Source organism: Mycobacterium sp. E740, from assembly GCF_001672895.1.
In the GTDB taxonomy this organism is placed as follows: Bacteria; Actinomycetota; Actinomycetes; order Mycobacteriales; family Mycobacteriaceae; genus Mycobacterium.
Genome location: NZ_LZKP01000093.1, coordinates 1 through 22003 on the forward strand (window position 1 = coordinate 1; position 22003 = coordinate 22003).

Below are 22003 nucleotides of genomic sequence, written 5' to 3' on the forward strand. Positions count from 1 at the left end.
GTGGACGACGGTGTTGGGCGGGTCGTCGGGCGACGCGCCGCCGTCGCTGTCGTCTCCCGAGCCCGTCTTGCGACGACGGCGCCGCCGGCGGCGGCGGGTCGCGCCCTCCACGCCGGCGTTCTCGTCGTCGCCGCTGTCCTCGTCGGAGTTGTCCGACTCGTCGCCGTCCTGATCGGAGTCTTGGCTGTCGTCGCAAGACGGGCTCGGGAGACGACAGCGACGGCGGCGCGTCGCCCGACGACCCGCCCAACACCGTCGTCCACGAGCGGGAACCGAGGAAGTCAGCCAGAAGCGACAAGTCCGCGCAGGGCGGCGACGGCGAGATCCAGGGCATCAGCGGCTCGACGCGGCTGGAGGCCAAGCGGCAGCGCAGACGTGACGGCCGCGACGCCGGCAGGCGCCGCCCGCCGATCCTGAGCGAGGCCGAGTTCCTGGCCCGCCGCGAGGCCGTCGAGCGGATGATGGTCGTGCGTGACAAGGTGCGCACCGAGCCGCCGCACGAGGGTGCCCGCTACACGCAGATCGCCGTGCTCGAGGACGGCGTCGTCGTCGAGCACTTCGTCACGTCCGCCGCGTCGGCCAGCCTGGTCGGCAACATCTACCTCGGCATCGTGCAGAACGTGCTGCCGTCCATGGAGGCCGCCTTCGTCGACATCGGCCGGGGCCGCAACGGCGTGCTGTACGCGGGGGAGGTGAACTGGGAGGCCGCGGGCCTGGGCGGGCAGAACCGCAAGATCGAGCAGGCGCTCAAGCCCGGCGACTACGTCGTCGTCCAGGTCAGCAAGGATCCCGTCGGCCACAAGGGCGCACGGCTGACGACGCAGGTGTCGCTCGCCGGGCGGTATCTGGTCTACGTGCCGGGGGCGTCGTCGACCGGCATCAGCCGCAAGCTGCCCGACACCGAGCGCCAGCGGCTCAAGGAGATCCTGCGTGAGGTGGTGCCGACCGACGCCGGGGTGATCATCCGCACCGCGTCGGAGGGCGTCAAGGAAGAAGACATTCGCAACGACGTCGACCGGTTGGCCAAGCGGTGGACGGAGATCGAGGCCAAGGCCGGCGAGATCACCGCGAAGAAGGCCGGCGCGGCGGTCGCGCTGTACGAAGAGCCCGACGTCCTGGTCAAGGTGATCCGCGACCTGTTCAACGAGGACTTCACCGGGTTGACGGTGTCCGGGGACGACGCCTGGAAGACCATCAACGATTACGTCAATTCGGTTGCGCCCGAACTGCTTCCGCGGCTCACGAAGTACGAGCCGGTGTCAACGGACGGGCCGGACGTGTTCGCCGTGCACCGCATCGACGAGCAGCTGACCAAGGCGATGGACCGCAAGGTGTGGCTGCCGTCGGGCGGCACGCTGGTCATCGACCGAACCGAGGCCATGACGGTCATCGACGTCAACACCGGCAAGTTCACCGGCTCGGGCGGCAACCTGGAGCAGACCGTCACCCGCAACAACCTCGAGGCCGCCGAGGAGATCGTGCGCCAGCTGCGGCTGCGCGACATCGGGGGAATCGTCGTCATCGACTTCATCGACATGGTGCTCGAATCCAACCGCGACCTGGTGCTGCGCCGGCTGACCGAGGCGCTGGCGCGGGACCGCACACGTCACCAGGTCTCGGAGGTGACCTCGCTGGGGTTGGTGCAGTTGACGCGCAAGCGGCTGGGCACCGGCCTGGTGGAGGCGTTTTCGACGTCCTGCACCCACTGCGGGGGCCGCGGCATCGTGCTGCACGGGGACCCGGTCGACTCGACATCCGGGGGCGGACGCAAGTCCGACGGCGGTGGCGGTCGCAGAGGTAAGCGCGGTAAGCGCAACGGCAAGTCCGACGACGTGGCGGTGGCGAAGGTGCCACCGCATCCCGCAGGCGAGCATCCGATGTTCAAGGCGATGGCGGCGGCCAACGGCAAGCACGACGACGAGGACGAGACCGAGACCGACGAATCCACGCAGGCAGTGCAGGTCGGGGAGGGCGACGCCGAAGCCATCCGCGAGGCGGTCACCGCCGACGAGGATGACCTCGAGGATGAGGACTACGACGAATCGGAGGACGACTCGGACGAGGACGACTCCGACGAGGACGAGATCGACCTCGATTCCGACGACGAGGACGACGACATCGACGACGACATCGAGGTCATCGGCGCCGACTCCGGGGAAGAGGACTCCGAAGAGGACTCCGACGCGGACGACGACACCGACGCGGACGACGAAGACGACGACGAAGACGACTCCACGGACGACGAGGATGACTCCGACGACGACTCCGATGACGACTCCGACGACGATGACGACTTCGAGGATGACGACGAGCCCGCGGCCGTCGCCGCCCCGCGGGGCCGGCACCGTCGCCGCGCCGCTGCGCGCCCGGCCGGTCCGCCGACCCATGACGGACCGTGACCTGCGGTGATTTGACCCTCCCGCGGCTGCTCAAGTAGCCTTGAGCAGTTGTCGCCAGGCTCTGGATTGTCGAGTCGGCGGCAGTCGGGAAACCCAGACATGCGCAGCAGCAATTCGCGCGCGCCCAGTGAACGACGTAGGAGTTACAGCACGATGGCGACATACGCAATCGTCAAGACCGGTGGCAAGCAGTACAAGGTCGCCGTCGGTGACGTGGTGAAGGTCGAGAAGCTCGATTCCGAGCCCGGCGCCAATGTCTCGTTGCCGGTAGCCCTCGTCGTCGACGGCTCGAACGTGACCACCGACGCCAAGGCGCTGGAGAACGTCGCCGTCACCGGTGAGGTGCTCGAGCACACCAAGGGCCCCAAGATCCGGATCCACAAGTTCAAGAACAAGACCGGCTATCACAAGCGGCAGGGCCACCGTCAGCAGCTGACGGTGCTCAAAGTGACGGCCATCAACTAGGAGTCGTTTCAACATGGCACACAAGAAGGGCGCTTCCAGCTCGCGCAACGGTCGTGACTCCGCCGCGCAGCGGCTCGGCGTCAAGCGGTTCGGCGGCCAGATCGTCAAGGCCGGCGAGATCCTGGTCCGTCAGCGGGGTACTCATTTCCATCCCGGGACCAACGTCGGCCGCGGCGGCGACGACACGTTGTTCGCCACGGCTCCCGGCGCGGTCGAATTCGGCTCCAAGCGTGGCCGCAAGACGGTCAGCGTCGTGCGACCGGCCCCGCAGGAGGCCTGACTTCTGCCGCGAATGTGAAGCTACGGCGAATTCTCGGCTGAATTTTCGCACCAGCTTCACACTCGTCGTGGAAAGGAAGCCCGATGCCCCGGTTCGTCGATCGCGTCGTGATCCACGCACGGGCCGGCAACGGCGGTAACGGCTGCGCCTCGGTCCACCGCGAGAAGTTCAAACCGCTCGGCGGACCCGACGGCGGGAACGGCGGTCGCGGCGGCAGCGTGATCCTGGTCGTCGATCCGCAAGTGCACACGCTGCTCGACTTCCACTTCCACCCGCACGTCGTCGCCCCGTCCGGCAAGCAGGGCGCCGGCAGCAACCGCGACGGCGCAGCGGGCGCCGACCTCGAAGTCAAAGTTCCCGACGGCACGGTCGTCCTGGACGAGAACGGCCGACTGCTCGCCGACCTCGTAGGTGCGGGCACCCGGTTCGAGGCCGCGGCCGGCGGTCGCGGCGGTCTGGGCAACGCCGCGCTGGCGTCCCGGGCTCGTAAGGCGCCAGGGTTCGCGCTGCTCGGGGAGAAGGGTCAGGTCCGCGACCTGACGCTGGAACTCAAGACGGTCGCGGACGTGGGGCTGGTCGGTTTCCCGTCCGCGGGAAAGTCGTCGCTGGTCTCGGTCATCTCGGCGGCCAAGCCGAAAATCGCCGACTACCCGTTCACGACGCTCACGCCCAACCTCGGTGTGGTGTCCGCCGGGGGAAACACGTTCACTGTCGCCGATGTGCCCGGCCTGATCCCCGGCGCCTCAGAGGGCCGTGGCCTCGGCCTGGACTTCCTGCGGCACATCGAGCGCTGCGCCGTGCTGGTGCACGTGGTGGACTGCGCGACCCTCGAGCCGGGACGCGATCCGGTGTCCGACATCGACGCGCTCGAAGCCGAGTTGGCCGCCTACACGCCGACGTTGCAAGGTGATTCGACGCTCGGCGACCTCGCCGAACGTCCGCGTGCGGTGGTGCTCAACAAGATCGACGTGCCCGACGCCCGGGAGCTCGCCGACTTCGTGCGAGACGAAGTCGCACGGCGCTACGGCTGGCCGGTGTACGAAGTGTCCACCGTCACGCGGGAGGGTCTGCGGCCGTTGACCTTTGCGTTGTGGGACATGGTGTCTGCCTATCGCAAAGCCCAGCCCGAAGTCGTGCCGCGCCGGCCCGTGATCCGCCCGGTCGCCGTGGACGAGAGCGGCTTCACCGTCGAACCCGACAGCCACGGCGGCTTCGTGGTGCACGGTACCCGCCCCGAACGATGGGTTGCCCAAACGGACTTCGACAACGACGAGGCCGTCGGCTATCTCGGCGACCGGTTGGCGCGCCTCGGCGTCGAAGACGAGCTCCTCAAGCTCGGCGCCCGGCCCGGATGTGCCGTCACCATCGGCGACGTCACGTTCGACTGGGAACCGCAAACCCCGGCCGGGGTGGACGTGCCGATGACGGGCCGCGGCACCGATGTGCGCCTCGAGCAGACCGATCGGGTCGGCGCCGCGGAACGTAAAGCCGCACGCAAGGAGCGGCGTAAACCCGGCGGCGAGTCATGACCGAAACCGCGCACCGGGACGCGATCCGTACGGCGCGCAGCGTCGTCGTCAAGATCGGCACCACCGCGCTGACGACGCCGGCGGGGGTGTTCGACGCGGGCAGGCTGGCGACGCTGGTCGAAACCATCGAAGCGAGGATGAACGCCGGCTCGGACGTGGTGATCGTGTCCTCCGGCGCGATCGCGGCCGGCATCGAACCGCTGCGGCTGAGCAGGCGGCCCACCGATCTGGCCACCAAGCAGGCCGCTGCCAGCGTCGGTCAGGTGGCGCTGGTGAACGCCTGGAGTGCGGCGTTCGCCCGCTACGGCCGCGCCGTCGGCCAGGTGTTGCTGACGGCGCACGACATCTCGATGCGGGTGCAGCACACCAATGCGCAGCGCACTTTGGACCGGTTGCGCGCGTTGCACGCCGTCGCGATCGTCAACGAGAACGACACCGTGGCCACCAACGAGATTCGGTTCGGCGACAACGACCGGCTCTCGGCTCTGGTGGCCCATCTGGTCGGCGCCGACGCGCTGGTGTTGTTGTCGGACATCGACGGGCTCTACGACTCGGATCCCCGAAAAGGGAACGGGCGCTTCATTTCCGAGGTGGCCCAGCCGGAGGACCTCGACGGTGTGGTGGCCGGCCGGGGCAGCCATCTCGGTACGGGCGGGATGGCGTCGAAGCTGTCGTCGGCGCTGCTGGCCGCCGATGCCGGGGTGCCGGTGCTGTTGGCGGCCGCCTCCGATGCGGGCGCCGCGCTGAGCGACGCGTCGGTGGGTACGGTGTTCGCCCCGCGGCCCGAACGCATGTCGGCGCGCCGGTTCTGGGTGCGCTACGCCGCCGAGGCGGCCGGTGCGTTGACGCTCGACGACGGCGCGGTGCGTGCGGTGGTGCGGCAGCGGCGCTCGCTGCTGCCGGCGGGCATCACCGCGGTCGCCGGCCGCTTCTACGGCGGTGACGTCGTCGAGTTGCGGTCGCAGGACGCGAGGATGGTCGCGCGCGGCGTGGTGGCCTACGACCACAACGAGCTGGCGACGATGCTGGGCCGGTCCACCTCCGACCTGCCGCCTGAGATGCGTCGCCCGGCAGTGCACGCCGACGATCTGGTGGCCGTCTAAATCGCGATTCGGGTGTCCGTACGGTCGCTACGCGATGGTTCGGACACCGAAATCGCCGGTAGCTCGGCGGCCAACAACGCCAGCATCGGTGAGCAGCCGTTGTCGAGCTTGACGGTCGCCAGGTCGTCGCCTCGGGTGGGCCCGCGGTTGATGATCGCGATCGGCATACCTTCCGCCGCTGCGTGCCGCACGAAGCGGTAGCCGGAGAAGACTGTCAGTGACGAGCCAGCGACTAGCAGCGCATCCGCCTCGTCGACCATCGAATACGCCTGCTCCACACGCTCTTTCGGCACATTCTCACCGAAGTAGACGATGTCCGGCTTGAGCATGCCGCCGCATCTCGGACAGTCCACGATCCGGAACGCCGTAGTGTCGCCGACCACGGCGTCGGCGTCCGGGGCGACCGCGATACTGCCCACGGAATTCGCGGCCCGCTCGGCGAACCCCGGATTGGCGGCCTCGAGCAGCTCGGCGAGTGCGGCCCGCGACATGGTGTGCCCGCAGTCCAGGCAGGCCACCCGTGCGTACGTGCCATGGAGGTCGACGACGTTGCCGCTGCCCGCCTTGGTGTGCAACAGGTCGACGTTCTGGGTGACCACCCCCGACACCGCGCCCGCGGTTTCGAGTGCGGCGAGCGCTCGGTGGCCGGCGTTGGGCAGCGTCGCGTCCATGTGCCGCCAGCCGAGGTGATTGCGTGCCCAGTAACGCTGACGGAACACCGGGTCGGACGTGAACTGCCGGATGGTCATCGGATTACTCGGCGGCGAGTCCGGCCCGCGGTAGTCGGGAATCCCGGAGTCGGTGGACATACCCGCGCCCGTGAGCACCGCGATCCGGCAGCCGCGCAGCAGGGCGACGAGCTCGGGGGCTTCCACGTCACCGAGGGTAGCGAAGCTCAGTTCATCAGCGCCTGCGGTGAGAGCTCTTTGAGCATCGCATTGGCCCACCGCATCTGCCGCAACGCCTCCGGGTGGCACCGCTGGGCCAGTTCGAGCAGTTTCTCGTCCTTGGCCGCCTGCGCGCCCTGCGCCAGCAGCTCCCAGTCGAGCGAGACACCGGCGGCGTGTCGGTGCAGCCGCCGCAGGTCGGCGAGCAACAGCAGCGCGGGCTCGGGACGCCGCCCGAGGCGGTCGCTGACCCACTGCTGCAGGGACTCGGCGATCGCCGACGTGCGAGGGTGGGCGCGAAGCCGCACGTCGTAGCGCCGTCCTGCTTCGGCGATCAGCTCCACGTGCTCACGCGACCATCCGGCCAGACCGAGCGCCACATGGTAGATGGCGTGGTCACTGTGGTGGCGGGCGGCGACCGAGTCCAGCGATCGGGCCAGCCGCAGTTCCGAGCGGTGCAACTCTCGAAGCGCCATGCCGAGTTTCATCGTGTCTCCGCGGATGTCAGGGACTCTGTGGCCTCGGCCGTTGCCCCTCCGGTCGTCGCTTCCACGTCGGCGGAAACCGGGGCCGAAGCCGCGGTGGTCGGGGCGGGGGCCGGTGATGTCGAACGTGACACCCGGCGCAGCTGCGCAGCCGCGGTCTTGTAGATCGGCTGTTTGGACACCGGGTCCCAGTCGGTGATGGTCAACTCGTTGGCGGCGCGGTGGTGACCGTCGTGGTCGTCGACATCCCAGTAGCCGTAGTGGAACGGCAGGAACAGCACGCCCTTGCGAATCCCACAGATGCGTGTCTTGCACGTGACCGACCCACGCGGCGTGGCGACCTCGACGACGTCACCCTCGGCGATGCCGAGCCGGCTGGCGTCGGCTTGGGAAACCTCCACCCAGACGTCGGGGGCGGCCGCCTGCAGTTGGGGCGCGCGCGCCGTCTTGGTGCGAGTGTGGAAATGGTACAGCGTTCGGCCGGTGATCAACGCGAACGGGTACTCGCGCCGCGGCGACTCGTGCGGCGAGATGTATTCGGCCGCCTTGATTATCGCTTTGCCAAACGGGTTCATCGCGCGATATTCGGTAGGCTCCAGCGGCGCACCGGTGATCAGGTCCTTGCCGTACGCCTCGCAGTAGTCGGGGGCAGCCCAGAACTTGCCGTCGGCGTACAACCGCTCGGTGCCGTCGGGATTGTCTGCGTTGCAAGGCCATTGAACACCGCTCGAGTTCCGCAACTTGTCGTAGCTCAGGCCGGTGTAGTCACAGGGCCGGCCGGCGCTGCACTGCTTCCACGCCTCGAACGCCGACTCGGCGTCGGTCCACGAAGGCAACGGTGCACCGTCGTTGTCCCGGAAGTGCATCCGCCGCGCGTAGTCCAGGAAGATCTCGAGATCCGACCGAGCCTGCCCCGGGGGATCGATGGCCTTCTCCGAGAGGTGAACGGTCCGATCGGCATTGGTGAACGTGCCCGTCTTCTCACCCCACGCCGCGGCGGGCAGCACCACGTCGGCGAGTTCGGTCGTCTCGGTGCGGAAGATGTCCTGCACGATCACGAACAACCGGTCCTGGCCCAGTATCTCGCGAATACGATGCAGTTCGGGCAGCGACACGGCGGGGTTGGTGGCGCTGATCCACAGCAGGCGCAGCGTGCCCTGCTCGGCGTAGCGGAACATCTGCATGGCATGCGTCGGCGGTGCGTAGTGCGGGATCTGCAGCATGTCGATGTTCCACAGCCGAGCGAGCTCTTCGATATGAGAGTCGTTGGACCAGTTGCGGAAACCGGCCAGGTCACCGTCGGCACCGCACTCGCGGGTGTTCTCCGCCGTCGGCTGGCCGTTCATCTGCAGGATTCCGCAGCCCGGCTTGCCCAGCATCCCGCGCACGATGTGAATGTTGTTGACCTGCACCGCAGCTGCCGTCGCCTGGTGCGACTGGTAGAAGCCCTGCAGGACCGTCGACAGCAGTGTCTCGGCGGTGCCGATCAGGCGTGCGGCCTCGCGGATGTCCGCAGCGGGCACGTCGCAGATTCGCGCTACCCGGTCGGGTGGGAACTCGGCCACCCGCTTGCGGAGCTCGTCGAATCCCACCGTGTTCGCGTCGACGTAGTCCTGGTCGACCCAGTCGTTGCGCAGGATCTCGTGCAGCAGACCGTTCATCAACGCGACGTTGGTGCCGGGCATCGGCGCGAGATGCACTGCGGCGTGTTGTGCGACGGGCGTCGGCCGCGGATCGACGCACACGATCGCGGGCGGGTCGTCACCGGCCAGCCGGTCGAGTATTCGCATCCACAACACGGTTTGGGTCTCGGCCACGTTGTGTCCGAAGAGCGCGATGACGTCGGCGTGGTCGACGTCGGTGTAGGAGCCGGGCTGTCCGTCGCAGGCGAAGGACTCTTTGAGCGCCTCGGCGGCGGTCGCCGTGCACAGCCGGGTGTTGCCGTCCACGTGGTTGGTCCCGATCGCGCCGTGGGCGATCACGCCCTGTGTGTAGTACTCCTCGAGGAACAGTTGGCCGCTGGTGTAGAAGCCGAACGCACTCGGGCCCAACGTGTCGAGGAGTTCCTTGCTGCGTCGCACGATCCGGTCCATCGCTGTGTCCCAGTCGGTTTCGACGAGCTTGCCGTTCTCGCGCACCAGCGGAGTGGTGAGCCGGTCGGCCGACGCGTTGGCCTGCCACCCGAACAGGTCCTTGGCGTCGACCCGGCCGTGGTTCACGCGGTCCTCGGCTCGACCGCGGATACCGACGATGCGGCCGTCCTTGACCGCGATGTCCAGGCCGTCGCCGTTGGAATGCAGCACTGAGGCCGACGGCACCCATCGGTCGACCGCCTCTGAGGTCACGCCGTCGGCAAGGTGGGAGTCGACCCGTTCCGGCCAGTGCCCGCCCTTTCCGTAGGGCGTACGCGCGCCCCACGGTTCGGCGATCCGATCGCGCTTGGTCTCACCCATCACACCACCCGTCGCCGATCTCGTCGCCGAAGCCCGGGTTACCCGCCCGTTGCTGAGTCAAACGCTTCGATCGCATGCCGTTCTGCCGGCGGCCACTATGACCGCAGACACTCTGCGACCGGGGTGATTTCGGCGCTCATGTTGCTCTTCATCATGGTCAGTGCCGCGTCGCTGAGTTCCGGGTCGATGTGCGCGACCGCGTCCGGTGGGACGACGACCGGGAAGTGCCGGACGTAGGCGTCCAGCGCGGTGTAGAGGATGCACTGCTCGGTCACCTGGCCGGTGAGGATCACCCGCTTTGGTTCCAGCTGGCCCAGCAGGTACGCCAGCGCGGTGGCGTAGAAGGCGCTGTGGCGCACCTTCGTCATCAATCGGCAACCCTCTTGAGGGGCGATCGGCTCGACCAGATCGGGCCGCTCGCCCTTCAGCGCGGCCTGCACGATGTCGCTGAACTCGGCGCTGAAGTCGCCGTAGTTGTCGTTGACGTAGATGAGCTCGACGTCGTCGCGCTCGCGGGCCGCGGTGACCAGTTTGGTCAGCGGATCGATGATCTCGGCGACGTGCGGCACCAATTTGTCGGCGTCGGGATGTTGGTAGGTGTTCATCATGTCGATGACCAACACAACGGTCTCACTCATGCGGTCTTGCATACCCCGTTCCGTTTTCGGGCAACAATTAGGCATGGACTTCTTTTCGGCGTACCGGCACGGCTTCGTTCGCGTCGCGGCTTGCACGCACCACACGGCGCTCGCGGACCCGGCTGCCAACGCCGAGTCCGTGCTGAGGATGGCGCGCGACTGTCACGACGACAACGTCGCGCTCGCGGTATTTCCGGAGCTGACGCTGTGCGGGTATTCGGTCGAGGACATCGTCATGCAGGACGCGCTGCTGGATGCGGTCGAGGACGCGGTGCTCGACGTCGTCGTGGCCTCGGCCGACCTGATGCCGATACTGGTTGTCGGCGCCCCGCTGCGCTACCGGCACCGGATATACAACACCGCTGTCGTGATCCACCGGGGGCGCGTGCTCGGCGTGGTGCCGAAGTCGTACCTGCCGACGTATCGCGAGTTCTACGAGCGGCGCCAGATGGCGCCGGGCGACGACCTGCGCGGCGCGATCAGGATGGGCCGCGGCGACGCCTGGGCGGACGTGCCGTTCGGTCCCGACCTGTTGTTCACCGCGACCGACATGCCGGGCTTCGTGCTGCACGTCGAAATCTGCGAGGACATGTTCGTGCCGATCCCGCCGAGCGCGACGGCGGCGTTGGCCGGCGCGACAGTGCTGGCCAACCTTTCCGGCAGCCCGATCACGATCGGCCGCTCCGAGGACCGCTGCCTGCTGGCGCGGTCGGCATCGGCGCGTTGCCTGGCCGCCTACGTCTATGCCGCTGCGGGGGAGGGCGAGTCGACCACCGACCTCGCCTGGGACGGTCAGACGATGATCTGGGAGAACGGCGAGTGCCTGGCCCAGTCTGAGCGGTTCCCCAAAGGCGAGCGCCGGTCGGTCGCCGATGTCGACCTGGAACTGCTGCGCTCCGAACGCATCCGGATGGGCACGTTCGACGACAACCGCAGGCACCACGCGGCTTCGACGGACCCGTTCCGGCGGGTGGAGTTCCAGCTCGACCCGCCGGCAGGCGACGTCGGGCTGCTCCGGCACATCGAGCGGTTCCCGTTCGTGCCGTCGGATCCCGAACGGCTGGAACAGGATTGCTACGAGGCATACAGCATCCAGGTGGCCGGCCTCGAGCAGCGGCTGCGTGCGCTCGACTACCCAAAGGTGGTTCTCGGGCTGTCGGGCGGCTTGGACTCGACCCACGCACTGATCGTCGCGGCGCGGGCGATGGACCGCGAACAACGGCCGCGCAGTGACATTCTCGCGTTCACGATGCCGGGGTTCGCCACGGGCGACCGCACGAAAGCCAATGCCGTGCGGTTGGCCGAGGCGTTGGGTGTGACGTTCGCCGAGCTCGACATCAAGTCGACCGCGGAACTGATGCTCAAGAACATGGACCATCCGTTCGGGCGCGGCGAGGAGGTCTACGACGTGACCTTCGAGAACGTGCAGGCTGGGCTGCGGACGGATTACCTGTTCCGACTGGCGAACCAGCGCGGCGGAATCGTCCTGGGCACCGGCGACCTGTCCGAGCTCGCACTCGGCTGGTCGACGTACGGCGTCGGCGACCAGATGTCGCACTACAACGTCAACGGCGGCGTGCCGAAGACGTTGATCCAGCATCTGATTCGGTGGGTCATCACCTCGAAGCAGTTCGACGACACGGTCAACGACGTACTGCAGTCAGTCCTCGACACTGAGATCTCACCCGAACTGGTGCCGGCCGGTGAGGACGAGGAGATCCAGAGCAGCGAAGACAAGGTCGGACCCTATGTGCTGCAAGACTTCTCGCTGTTCCAGGTGCTGCGCTTCGGGTTTCGGCCATCCAAGGTGGCGTTCCTGGCCTGGCACGCCTGGAGCGATCCGCAGCGTGGCGACTGGCCCACCGGGTATCCCGAGGACAACCGACCGTCGTACTCGCTGAAGGAGATTCGGCACTGGCTGCAGGTGTTCGCGCAACGCTACTACTCGTTCGCCCAATTCAAGCGGTCAGCGCTGCCGAACGGGCCGAAGGTGTCACACGGCGGGTCGCTGTCTCCGCGCGGTGACTGGCGGGCACCGTCGGACATGTCGGCGCGCACCTGGCTCGACGAGATCGAGCGGGAGATTCCCGAGGGCTAGCTACCTCGCAGCCCGCCCCACGCGCGGCACGAAGCGGCCTACGGCCGCGAGGTAGTCGCGGTACAGGTCGCCGTGGGTGTTCAGCAGGTGGGGCTCCTCGACGAGGCGCACGTGCGCCTCGATCGTCGCGACCAGTAGCAAGAAGCCGGCAAAAGCGACGAGATTCGGTGTGACCAAGGCGATTCCGAGGCCGAACACCATCATCGCGGCGAAGATCGGGTTGCGCACGCGTCCGAACACGCCGGTGCGGACCAGTGTCGTGGTTTCGCCGGCGTCCACGCCGATCCGCCAGGAGTCTCCCATGTCGAGCTGAGCGTAGAGGGTCGCGACGATGCCGAGCACCGCGATCACGATGCCGGCGATGTTCAGCCACGTCTGGTCCAGCGGCCGGAGTGGAGCGACCAGGCCGGCGGCTTGCAGGATCGGCCCGCACACCAGGGCACCCATGGCGACGACGAATCCGACGCCGGCGAACCACTCGGCCGACAACGGGCGACCACTGATCCCGTGGAATCCGGTAGAGCCTGTGCGGCGTTTCTGTTCCCAACTGCGCCAACCGAATCCGAGCACGGCGAACACCGCGTAGAGAGTCAACGAGACGATCGGCATGCTGCCTCCTGTTTCTGGTGCGGGACCGTCAGCAGCAGCCGTCCGCGGCGGTGCTGGGGCAGCAGGCCGGATCGACGTCGAGAACCAGACCGACCAGGTCGTCGAGCGCGTGCGCGATCCGGCGGTCCGCCAGTTCGTAGCGGCTGCGGCGTCCTTCGGGCTGCACGGTCACCAACCCGCAGCCGCGCAGGCATGCCAGGTGGTTGGACAGGATCTGGCGGGAGACGCCGATCTTGTCGGCCAGCTCCGACGGATACCCGGGGCCATCGCGCAGTGTCAACAGGATCTCGGCGCGGGTCTGGTCCGACAGCGCGCAACCGAACCGCGACAGGGCGTCGCTGTGGATGACCGTCTGCATGAGCAGACAGTACACCACGTCCTGTATTCAGCCAATGCTGAACCGTTGCGCTCAGAGGCGGCCGTCGACGCGCAGGTCGGGGTGCACCCAGTCGGGCGAGCGGCGCTCCTTGAACGACCGGAACCCCTCCATCGCCTCTGCCGAGGAGTAGCTGGCCTGCATCCCGATCCGATCGAACAGGCCCAGATAGTTGTCGATGCTCGACTTCACCACACCGCGGGCACCCGGGGCAGTCCGACAGCACTGGCCGAGCACCTCGCGCGCCGCGTCGAGCAGCTCGTCGTGGGCCACCACGCGCGTCACCATGCCCCACTCGAGGGCCTCCTGCGCGCTCAATGTCCGCCCGGTGAACATCAGGTCCCGCGTCCGAACCGGGCCGATCAGGCGCGCGAGCATCTGGCTGTAGTACGTGTCGGCGATGCCGCGCAGCAGCTCGGGCACCCGGAACGTGGCCCGCTCGCTGACCACCGTCATGTCGCTGCACAACGCGATCTGCAGGCCGCCGCCCTGGCACAGCCCGTTGACCGCCGACACCACCGGTTTGACCGACTGGCGCAGCGTCTCGAACGGTGTGACGTCCATGCCGAGTGCCGAGCCGAACGTGAGCCAGTTGTCGCTGCCGTCGCCACCGCCGAGGTCACCGCCGGGTGCGAAGACGTCGCCGGTGCCCGTGATCAGCAGCCCGGCCAGATCCGGATCGGCGTCGACATGGCGCACGGCGTAGCGGATCCCGAAGTACATCGCGGGCGTCATCGCGTTGCGCGCCTCCGGCCGGTCGAGCCTGCACACGCCGAAGGCACCCTCGCGGGTGAACTTCAGATACGGGGTGCCGAGCCAGTCTCCCTCGGGTGGTCGCGGAGCACTGGTGGTCGTCATAACTGCCTTTCCGTCGGTCGGTTGGATACAGCTTCGTCGATGGCGTCGGCGACCGGTGCGCAGTCGCCCGCGCCGGGCACGAGTGTGGACAGGGCCGCGGCGGCGCAGGCGCGACGCAGCGCGTTCTCATGTCCGTCGAGCCAGTGCGCGGCGAGCACTCCGGCGAACACGTCGCCCGCGCCGGTGGTGTCGACGGCTCGCACCGTGGGGGCGGGTACGACGAAGCGCTCGCCGTCGCCGAGGTAGCTCGCGCCGCGCGGACCGCGTGTGATCACCAGATGCGGTACGGGCCAATGCCATTCGGCAGCCTCGGTTTCGTTGACGACGACGACGTCGGCCGACTCGGACAGCGCGAGCAGGTCGTGTGGAGGGGCGCCGGCGGGCGAGGCGTTGACGATGACGACTGCACCGGCGGCGCGTGCGATCCGGGCGGCGGCGATGGCGGTGGCAACGGGGATCTCCAGCTGTAGCAACACCACATCGCTGTCGGCGATCACCGCACGGACGTCGGGGCTTTCGACACTCAACGCGGCATTGGCCCCGGGGGCGACGACGATCGTGTTCTCCGCCGACGAGTCCACCACGATGACGGCCGATCCGCTCGCGCCGGGCACCGTGACGAGCCCGTCGAGCCCCACCCCGTTGGCGCCGAGGTGACTTCGTAACTGCTCTGCCACACCGTCGTCACCGAGTGCGGCGACCAGTCGCACCGCCGCGCCGGCCCTGGCCGCCGCCACCGCCTGGTTTCCGCCCTTGCCGCCCGGCGCCACGGACAGGTCGGACGCCAGCACGGTCTGACCAGGACGGGGGAGGCTGCGCACGCTGAATGTGAGGTCGGCGTTGACACTGCCAACCACGCACACCCGGCTGCAGGACCGCGCCACCATGACGCCCAACGCTAATGCAGCACCGCTACCTGACACGTGTCGAACGCCCGAAGCACGTCCGATACGCTGGTTTGATGAGTGTGCAGGCACCCGCGACTGCCGGTCTTCGGGATCAGGTGCACGACGCCGCTCGCCGAGCCCGCGCGGCGGCCCGCGCGCTGGCCATTCTGAGCTCGGAAACCAAGAACCGCGCGCTGAACACCGCCGCAGACCACGTGCTGATGTCGACGCGGCAGATCCTCGAGGCCAACGCGCAGGACCTCGACGCCGCCCGCGCCGCGGGCACGCCGGACGCGATGCTCGACCGGCTCGCGCTGAACCCCAACCGGATCGAGGGGATCGCCGACGGGTTGCGCCAGGTGTCGCGTCTGCCTGACCCGCTAGGCGAGGTACTGCAGGGCCGGACGTTGCCCAACGGTCTGCGACTGCAGCAGACGCGTGTCCCGCTCGGTGTGGTCGGGATCGTCTACGAAGGCAGACCGAATGTCACCGTCGACGCGTTCGGGCTGACCTTGAAGTCCGGCAACGCGGTGCTGCTTCGCGGCAGCTCGTCGGCGGCCGACTCCAACGCCGCGCTGGTGAACGCGCTGCGCGCCGCGCTGGCCACCGAACTGCTCGACGTCGACGCCGTGCAACTGCTGCCCAGTCACGATCGATCCAGCGTCACCCACCTGATCCAGGCCCGCGGGCTCGTCGACGTCGTCATTCCGCGCGGCGGCGCGGGGCTGATCGATGCGGTCGTGCGCGACGCGACGGTGCCGACGATCGAGACCGGCGTGGGCAATTGCCATGTGTACGTGCACGAGTCGGCCGATCTCGAGGTGGCCGAACGAATCCTGCTCAATGCCAAGACGCGCCGGCCCAGTGTCTGCAATGCAGCCGAATCGGTTCTGGTAGACGCCGCGATCGCCGATCGGGCGGTGCCGCGGCTGACGAAGGCGCTGCAAGAGGCCGGTGTGACGGTGCACGGCGATCCGTCGGAAGAAGAGTTGCGTGCCGAGTTCCTGTCGATGGACATCGCTCTGGCCGTGGTCGACGGCGTCGACGCCGCGATCGCCCACGTCAACGAGTTCGGCACCGGGCACACCGAAGCCATCGTGGCCACCGATCTGGCTGCGGCGCAACGGTTCACCGAACGGGTCGATGCGGCCGCGGTGATGGTGAACGCGTCGACCGCGTTCACCGACGGTGAGCAGTTCGGGTTCGGCGCCGAGATCGGCATCTCCACCCAGAAGCTGCATGCCCGCGGGCCGATGGGCCTGCCCGAATTGACGTCAACCAAGTGGGTTGTGTGGGGAGACGGCCACACGCGCCCCGCCTGAACAGGAGAACGATGAGCGTCCCCGCGCGCCCCGCGCCGCTGTTCGCCGATATCGAGGATGTCGGCAGGCGGCTCGCCGAAACCGGCTATCTGCCCGACACCGCCACCGCGACAGCGGTTTTCCTGGCCGACCGGCTCGGCAAGCCGCTGCTGGTCGAAGGACCCGCGGGCGTCGGCAAGACCGAGTTGGCCCGTGCCGTGGCCCAGTCCACCGGATCGGGTCTGGTCCGGCTGCAGTGCTACGAGGGCGTCGACGAGGCCCGCGCCCTCTACGAGTGGAACCACGCCAAGCAAATCCTGCGCATCCAGGCCGGCCACGGGGACTGGGACCAGACCCGCGACGACGTGTTCTCCGAGGAGTTCCTGCTGTCAAGGCCGCTGCTCACCGCGATCCGTCGCACCGAGCCGACCGTGCTGCTGATCGACGAGACCGACAAAGCCGACATCGAGATCGAGGGCCTGCTGCTGGAGGTGTTGTCCGACTTCGCGGTCACCGTGCCAGAACTGGGCACGATCACCGCGGAGCGGGCGCCGTTCGTAGTGCTGACCTCCAACGCCACCCGCGAGTTGTCCGAAGCGCTCAAACGGCGGTGCCTGTTCCTGCACATCGACTTCCCCGATCCCGACCTGGAGCGGCGCATCCTGTTGTCCCGGGTGCCGGAGCTGCCCGAGCGGCTGGCCGACGAACTGGTGAAGATCATCGGGGTGCTGCGCGGGATGCAGCTCAAGAAGCTGCCGTCGGTGGCCGAGACCATCGACTGGGGCCGCACCATCCTGGCGCTGGGACTGGACACGATCGACGACGCGACGATCGCGGCCACCCTCGGTGTGGTGCTCAAACACCAGTCCGACCAGATCAAGGCGTCCGGCGAGCTGAGGCTGAACTGAGATGGCCGTCCGCCGGACCCGACCGCCGCAGCCGCTGGCGCCGCACGGGCTGCCTGGGCACCTGGTCGGGTTCGTCGAAGCTCTACGCGCACAGGGAATCTCGGTAGGACCGTCGGAGACCGTGGACGCCGGCCGGGTGATCTCCGTACTGGGTCTGTCCGACCGGGAGGCGCTGCGGGAGGGCATCGCATGCGCGGTGCTGCGCCGGCCCGACCACCGCGACACCTACGACGCGATGTTCGACCTGTGGTTCCCGGCCGCGCTGGGAGCCAAGACCGTCCTGGTGGACGACGATGGTGAAGCGGACGACAGCGATCCAGGCCTGCCGCCCGAAGACGTCGAGGCGATGCGGTCGGCGCTGCTCGACATGCTGGCCGACCACGAGGACCTGGCCAACCTCGACGAGCGGATGGCCGCGATGATCGCCCAGATCGTCGAGGCATACGGCCGGTACAACTCCAGTCGCGGCCCGTCGTACTCGTCGTACCAGGCGCTCAAAGCGATGAACCTCGACGACCTGGAGGGCCGGCTGCTTGCCGGCCTGCTGGCGCCCTACGGCGAGGAACCCACCCCCACCCAGGAGCAGATCGCCAAAGCCCTTGCCGCGCAGCGCATCAACCAGCTGCGCAAGATGGTGGAGGCGGAGACCAAACGCCGCACCGCCGAGCAGCTCGGCCGCGACCACGTGCAGATGTACGGGGTCCCGCAGCTCGCCGAGAACGTGGAGTTCCTGCGCGCCTCGGGCGAACAACTGCGCCAGATGCGCCGCGTGGTGGCGCCGTTGGCCCGCACGCTGGCGACGCGGCTGGCCGCGCGGCGCCGACGGTCGCGCGCGGGCGAGATCGATCTGCGAAAGACGTTGCGCAAATCGATGTCCACCGGCGGCGTGCCGATCGACGTGGTGCTCAAGAAGCCGCACCCCGCGCGACCGGAGTTGGTCGTGCTGTGTGACGTGTCGGGCTCCGTGGCCGGCTTCAGCCACTTCACGCTGTTGCTCGTGCACGCGCTGCGCCAGCAGTTCAGCCGGGTTCGCGTGTTCGCCTTCATCGACACCACCGACGAGGTCACCGAGCTGTTCGGACCCGACGCCGACCTCGCCGTCGCGGTACAGCGCATCACCCGGGAAGCGGGCGTGTACACCCGCGACGGGCACTCCGACTACGGCCACGCGTTCGTCTCGTTCATGGACCGCTGGCCCAATGCGCTCTCGCCGCGGAGTGCGCTGCTGATCCTCGGCGACGGTCGCAACAACTACCGCAACCCGGAGACCGAACTGCTCGCGCACATGGTCAACTCGAGCAGGCATGCGCACTGGCTGAACCCCGAACCGCGGCACCTGTGGGGCAGCGGCGACTCGGCGGTGCCGCGATACGAGGACGTCATCACCATGCACGAATGCCGGTCAGCCAAGCAGCTGGCCTCGGTGATCGACCAGTTGCTGCCGGTCTGACCGGCACCACCGCTCCCGTAAGCTGGCTTTTCGTGGCTCCTCGACGCAGGCTCGGCGTGATGGGTGGGACGTTCGACCCCATCCACAACGGCCACCTCGTCGCGGCCAGCGAGGTCGCCGACCTGTTCGGGCTCGACGAGGTGGTGTTCGTCCCGACCGGACAGCCGTGGCAGAAGCACCGCTACGTCACCGCCGCTGAGGACCGCTACCTGATGACCGTCATCGCGACGGCCTCCAACCCGCGCTTCAGCGTGAGCCGAGTGGACATCGACCGAGGTGGTCCCACCTACACCAAGGACACGTTGCGAGATCTGCGGGCGATCAACCCCGACGCCGACCTGTTCTTCATCACCGGCGCCGACGCGCTGGCCTCGATTCTGTCGTGGCAGAACTGGGCGGAGATGTTCTCCATCGCGACCTTCGTCGGCGTGAGCCGGCCCGGGTACGAGCTGGACGGCAGACACATCGCCGCGGCCATCAAGGAACTGCCCGACGACGCGCTGCATCTGGTCGAGGTGCCTGCGCTGGCGATCTCGTCGACCGACTGCCGTAAGCGCGCCGAGGAGAACCGGCCGATCTGGTACCTGGTGCCCGACGGCGTCGTCCAATACGTCGCCAAGCGCAAACTCTATGCGGCACAACCATTGTCAACCCACGGAAAGCAGCTATGAGCGCCTCCGACGAAGCCCTGCGCATGGCAGGAGTGGCCGCACAGGCGGCCGCAGCCAAACTCGCCGACGACGTGGTAATCATCGACGTGTCGGGCCAACTCGTCATCACCGACTGCTTCGTGATCGCCTCGGCGTCCAACGAGCGCCAGGTCAACGCGATCGTCGACGAGGTCGAGGAGAAGATGCGCCTGGCCGGCTACAAACCGGCTCGGCGCGAGGGCGCACGGGAGGGCCGCTGGACGCTGCTCGACTATGTCGACATCGTGGTGCACATCCAGCACGAGGACGAACGCAACTTCTACGCCCTGGACCGGTTGTGGCGGGACTGCCCTACAGTCCCGGTCGAGCTGGACGGTCAACAGTGAGAAGGGTGCGCCGCCTGGTCATGCTGCGGCACGGACAGACCGAGTACAACGCCGGCAGCCGGATGCAAGGCCAGCTCGACACGGACCTGTCCGATCTCGGGCGGGAGCAGGCGTTCGCCGCGGCCGAGGTGCTGGCCAAACGGCAGCCGCTGGCCATCGTGTCCTCCGATCTGCGGCGGGCGCTGGACACCGCCGCGGTGCTCGGCCAGCGCGCAGATATGCCGGTGACGGTCGACGTCCGGCTCCGCGAGACGCATCTGGGTCAGTGGCAGGGGTTGACCCACCACGACGTCGACGCCGCGGCGCCCGGTGCCCGGTTGGCGTGGCGGGACGACTCGCGGTGGGCGCCGCCGGGCGGGGAGAGCCGGGTCGACGTCGCCGCGCGCAGTGTGCCGCTGGTCGAAGAGCTGATCGCCGGGCAGCCGGGTTGGGGCCTGGACCAGGGATCCGATGATCCGGAACGGCCGGTGGTGCTGGTCGCCCACGGCGGGCTGATCGCGGCGCTGACCGCGGCGCTGCTCGGCCTGCCCGTCGACAACTGGCCGATCCTGGGCGGGATGGGCAACGCGAGCTGGGTGCAGCTGTCCGGGCACAGCGCCGCTGACGCCACGGCCGACGAGATCCGGTGGCGGCTCGACGTGTGGAACGCCTCGGCGCAGGTTGCCAACGATGTCCTCTGATCCGGCGGCCCGGCCCACCCTTCTGGTCTTCTGCGATTCGCTGTCCTATTACGGGCCCACCGGCGGGCTACCGGCCGACGATCCGCGGATATGGCCGAATATCGTTGCCGCCCAGCTTGATTGGGATGTCGAGGTGATCGGCCGGATCGGCTGGACGTGTCGCGACGTGTGGTGGGCGGCGACGCAGGATCCGCGGGCGTGGGCGGCGCTGCCGCGGGCCGGCGCGGTCGTGTTCGCAACGGGCGGCATGGACTCGCTGCCCTCGCCGCTACCGACGGCGCTGCGCGAGCTCATCCGCTACGTGCGTCCGCCGTGGCTGCGGCGGTGGGTGCGCGACGGCTACGGCCTGGTGCAGCCGCGGCTCTCCCGGGTGGCGCGCGGTGCGCTCCCGCCGCACCTGTCGGCGGAGTATCTCGAGATGACCCGCGGTGCAATCGACTTCAACCGGCCCGGCATACCGGTCGTGGCATGCCTGCCCTCGGTGCACATCGCCGACACCTACGGCAGGGCACATCACGGCCGCGACGGCACCGTCAGAGCGATCACCGAATGGGCTGGGCAGCACGATGTCCCGCTGGTCGATCTCAAGGCGGCCGTCGGGGAGCACGTCATGAGCGGTCGCGGCAACCCCGACGGAATTCATTGGAATTTCGAGTCCCACCAAGCGGTCGCGGAGTTGATGCTCAAAGCGCTCGACGAGGCCGGCGTGCCGTGTCCGTAGTCGTCGTCACCGACTCGTCGTCGCGCCTGTCGCCGGAAGAGTGCAAGCAGTGGAACATCCGGCAGGTGCCGCTGCATGTGCTGGTCGACCTCATCGATCTGCGCGACGGAATCGACGAGGTGCCCTACGACATCCACGACGTCCCGCGCGCCAGCACGGCCGGGGCGACGCCGGCCGATCTCTCGGAAACGTACCGGCAAGCGCTGCAGGACAGCGGCGGTGACGGCGTCGTGGCCGTGCACCTGTCGGCGGCGTTGTCGAGTTCGTACAGTTCGGCGGTGCAGGCCGCTCGCGAGTTCGGGCCGTCAGTGCGGGTGGTGAACTCGCGGTCGGCGGCGATGGGCGTGGGCTTCACCGCTGTCGCCGCCGCACAGGCGGCCGCGGCCGGGGGCGACCTGGATACCGTTGAGGCCCTTGCGCGTTCGGCGGCCGACCGGACGCACGCCTTCATCGTGGTGCACCGGCTGGACAACCTGCGCCGCAGCGGCCGGATCGGCGCGGCGGCATCCTGGCTGGGCACCGCGCTCGCGGTCAAGCCGCTGCTCTGCCTCGATGTCGACGGCCGGCTGGTGCTCGACCAACGCATCCGGACGATCAGCAAGGCGCACGCGGCGATGGTGGACCGCGTCGCCGAGCTGGTCGATGACCGCCAGGCTTCGGTCGCGGTCCATCACGTCGACAACCACGACGGCGCCGACGAGGTGGGGGCGGCGCTGACGGATCGGCTGCCTCAGCTGGAGGCGCTCACGGTCACCGACATGGGACCGGTGCTGTCGATCCACGTCGGGGCGGGCGCGATCGGAGTGGTCGTCCAGCTCGCGGAATAGCATGCCTTCGTCG

22 protein-coding genes are annotated in these 22003 nt (G+C 68.4%); 14 read left to right on the forward strand and 8 right to left on the reverse strand.

Annotation, left to right across the window (positions count from 1 at the left end):
- The 5 genes from A5663_RS08975 to proB form a co-directional block, all read left to right on the forward strand.
- Window positions 1–2399 (forward strand): ribonuclease E/G (locus A5663_RS08975; RefSeq protein ID WP_369816601.1); only part of this gene is annotated, 2399 nt, incomplete at its 5' end.
- Window positions 2400–2552: 153 nt separating this feature from the next.
- The gene (gene rplU, locus A5663_RS08980) at window positions 2553–2864 is read left to right on the forward strand and encodes a 50S ribosomal protein L21 (protein ID WP_068146977.1); all 312 of its coding nucleotides are present in this window, start codon (window positions 2553–2555) and stop codon (window positions 2862–2864) included.
- 13 nt (window positions 2865–2877) lie between these two features.
- Entirely contained in the window at window positions 2878–3144 is a 267-nt protein-coding gene (gene rpmA, locus A5663_RS08985; RefSeq protein WP_064350409.1) for a 50S ribosomal protein L27, read from the forward strand.
- An 83-nt stretch (window positions 3145–3227) separates the two neighbouring features.
- A complete protein-coding gene (obgE, locus tag A5663_RS08990; RefSeq protein ID WP_068146978.1) occupies window positions 3228–4673 on the forward strand; it encodes a GTPase ObgE in 1446 nt (481 codons plus the stop codon).
- Window positions 4670–5776: a glutamate 5-kinase gene (proB, locus tag A5663_RS08995; RefSeq protein WP_068146980.1), complete on the forward strand. Its 1107-nt coding sequence runs from the start codon at window positions 4670–4672 to the stop codon at window positions 5774–5776. The genes obgE and proB overlap by 4 nt, the downstream gene beginning before the upstream one ends.
- Here proB and A5663_RS09000 read toward each other — a convergent pair.
- The 4 genes from A5663_RS09000 to A5663_RS09015 all read right to left on the reverse strand — a co-directional run bounded on the left by A5663_RS09000 (window position 5773) and on the right by A5663_RS09015 (window position 10239).
- Window positions 5773–6651: an NAD-dependent protein deacetylase gene (locus A5663_RS09000; RefSeq protein WP_068146982.1), complete on the reverse strand. Its 879-nt coding sequence runs from the start codon at window positions 6649–6651 to the stop codon at window positions 5773–5775. The genes proB and A5663_RS09000 overlap by 4 nt on opposite strands.
- A gap of 20 nt (window positions 6652–6671) precedes the next feature.
- The gene (locus A5663_RS09005) at window positions 6672–7151 is read right to left on the reverse strand and encodes a hypothetical protein (RefSeq protein ID WP_068146984.1); all 480 of its coding nucleotides are present in this window, start codon (window positions 7149–7151) and stop codon (window positions 6672–6674) included.
- Entirely contained in the window at window positions 7148–9601 is a 2454-nt protein-coding gene (locus A5663_RS09010) for a molybdopterin oxidoreductase family protein (protein ID WP_068146987.1), read from the reverse strand. Before A5663_RS09010 ends, A5663_RS09005 begins: the two co-directional genes overlap by 4 nt.
- Window positions 9602–9696: 95 nt before the next feature.
- Entirely contained in the window at window positions 9697–10239 is a 543-nt protein-coding gene (locus tag A5663_RS09015; protein WP_068147033.1) for a cysteine hydrolase family protein, read from the reverse strand.
- A gap of 43 nt (window positions 10240–10282) precedes the next feature.
- On the opposite strand from A5663_RS09015, the gene A5663_RS09020 reads away from it, so the two are divergent.
- Complete coding sequence (locus tag A5663_RS09020) at window positions 10283–12337, forward strand: NAD(+) synthase (protein WP_068146989.1); 2055 nt, start codon at window positions 10283–10285, stop codon at window positions 12335–12337.
- Here the strand turns inward: A5663_RS09020 and A5663_RS09025 are convergent, their stop codons facing one another.
- The 4 genes from A5663_RS09025 to A5663_RS09040 are packed head-to-tail and all read right to left on the reverse strand — an operon-like array spanning window position 12338 to window position 15067.
- Window positions 12338–12946, reverse strand: coding sequence for an isoprenylcysteine carboxylmethyltransferase family protein (locus tag A5663_RS09025; protein WP_068146992.1), 609 nt, complete (start codon window positions 12944–12946; stop codon window positions 12338–12340).
- Window positions 12947–12974: 28 nt separating this feature from the next.
- Window positions 12975–13304, reverse strand: a complete 330-nt coding sequence (locus tag A5663_RS09030; RefSeq protein ID WP_068147038.1) for a helix-turn-helix transcriptional regulator — start codon at window positions 13302–13304, stop codon at window positions 12975–12977.
- A 51-nt stretch (window positions 13305–13355) separates the two neighbouring features.
- Window positions 13356–14180 carry an enoyl-CoA hydratase/isomerase family protein gene (locus A5663_RS09035; RefSeq protein ID WP_068146996.1) on the reverse strand — a complete coding sequence of 275 codons (825 nt, stop codon included), beginning with the start codon at window positions 14178–14180 and terminating at the stop codon, window positions 13356–13358.
- A complete protein-coding gene (locus A5663_RS09040) occupies window positions 14177–15067 on the reverse strand; it encodes a ribokinase (protein WP_068147040.1) in 891 nt (296 codons plus the stop codon). The genes A5663_RS09035 and A5663_RS09040 overlap by 4 nt, the downstream gene beginning before the upstream one ends.
- 74 nt (window positions 15068–15141) lie before the next feature.
- On the opposite strand from A5663_RS09040, the gene A5663_RS09045 reads away from it, so the two are divergent.
- From A5663_RS09045 to A5663_RS09080, 8 genes are read left to right on the forward strand one after another with little or no spacing between them, the layout of a single operon-like run.
- Window positions 15142–16389: a glutamate-5-semialdehyde dehydrogenase gene (locus A5663_RS09045; RefSeq protein ID WP_068146999.1), complete on the forward strand. Its 1248-nt coding sequence runs from the start codon at window positions 15142–15144 to the stop codon at window positions 16387–16389.
- An 11-nt stretch (window positions 16390–16400) separates the two neighbouring features.
- The gene (locus tag A5663_RS09050) at window positions 16401–17276 is read left to right on the forward strand and encodes a MoxR family ATPase (RefSeq protein WP_068147001.1); all 876 of its coding nucleotides are present in this window, start codon (window positions 16401–16403) and stop codon (window positions 17274–17276) included.
- A 1-nt stretch (window position 17277) separates the two neighbouring features.
- Window positions 17278–18726: a VWA domain-containing protein gene (locus A5663_RS09055; protein WP_068147003.1), complete on the forward strand. Its 1449-nt coding sequence runs from the start codon at window positions 17278–17280 to the stop codon at window positions 18724–18726.
- A gap of 32 nt (window positions 18727–18758) precedes the next feature.
- The gene (nadD, locus tag A5663_RS09060; protein WP_082974004.1) at window positions 18759–19397 is read left to right on the forward strand and encodes a nicotinate-nucleotide adenylyltransferase; all 639 of its coding nucleotides are present in this window, start codon (window positions 18759–18761) and stop codon (window positions 19395–19397) included.
- Window positions 19394–19762, forward strand: coding sequence for a ribosome silencing factor (gene rsfS, locus A5663_RS09065; protein ID WP_068147009.1), 369 nt, complete (start codon window positions 19394–19396; stop codon window positions 19760–19762). Before nadD ends, rsfS begins: the two co-directional genes overlap by 4 nt.
- 20 nt (window positions 19763–19782) lie before the next feature.
- On the forward strand, window positions 19783–20442 hold the full coding sequence (gene gpgP / locus A5663_RS09070; protein ID WP_068147043.1) for a glucosyl-3-phosphoglycerate phosphatase: 660 nt from the start codon (window positions 19783–19785) through the stop codon (window positions 20440–20442).
- Window positions 20432–21163 carry a diglucosylglycerate octanoyltransferase gene (octT, locus tag A5663_RS09075; RefSeq protein WP_068147012.1) on the forward strand — a complete coding sequence of 244 codons (732 nt, stop codon included), beginning with the start codon at window positions 20432–20434 and terminating at the stop codon, window positions 21161–21163. The genes gpgP and octT overlap by 11 nt, the downstream gene beginning before the upstream one ends.
- A complete protein-coding gene (locus A5663_RS09080; protein ID WP_068147014.1) occupies window positions 21154–21990 on the forward strand; it encodes a DegV family protein in 837 nt (278 codons plus the stop codon). Before octT ends, A5663_RS09080 begins: the two co-directional genes overlap by 10 nt.
- Window positions 21991–22003: the final 13 nt, after the last annotated feature.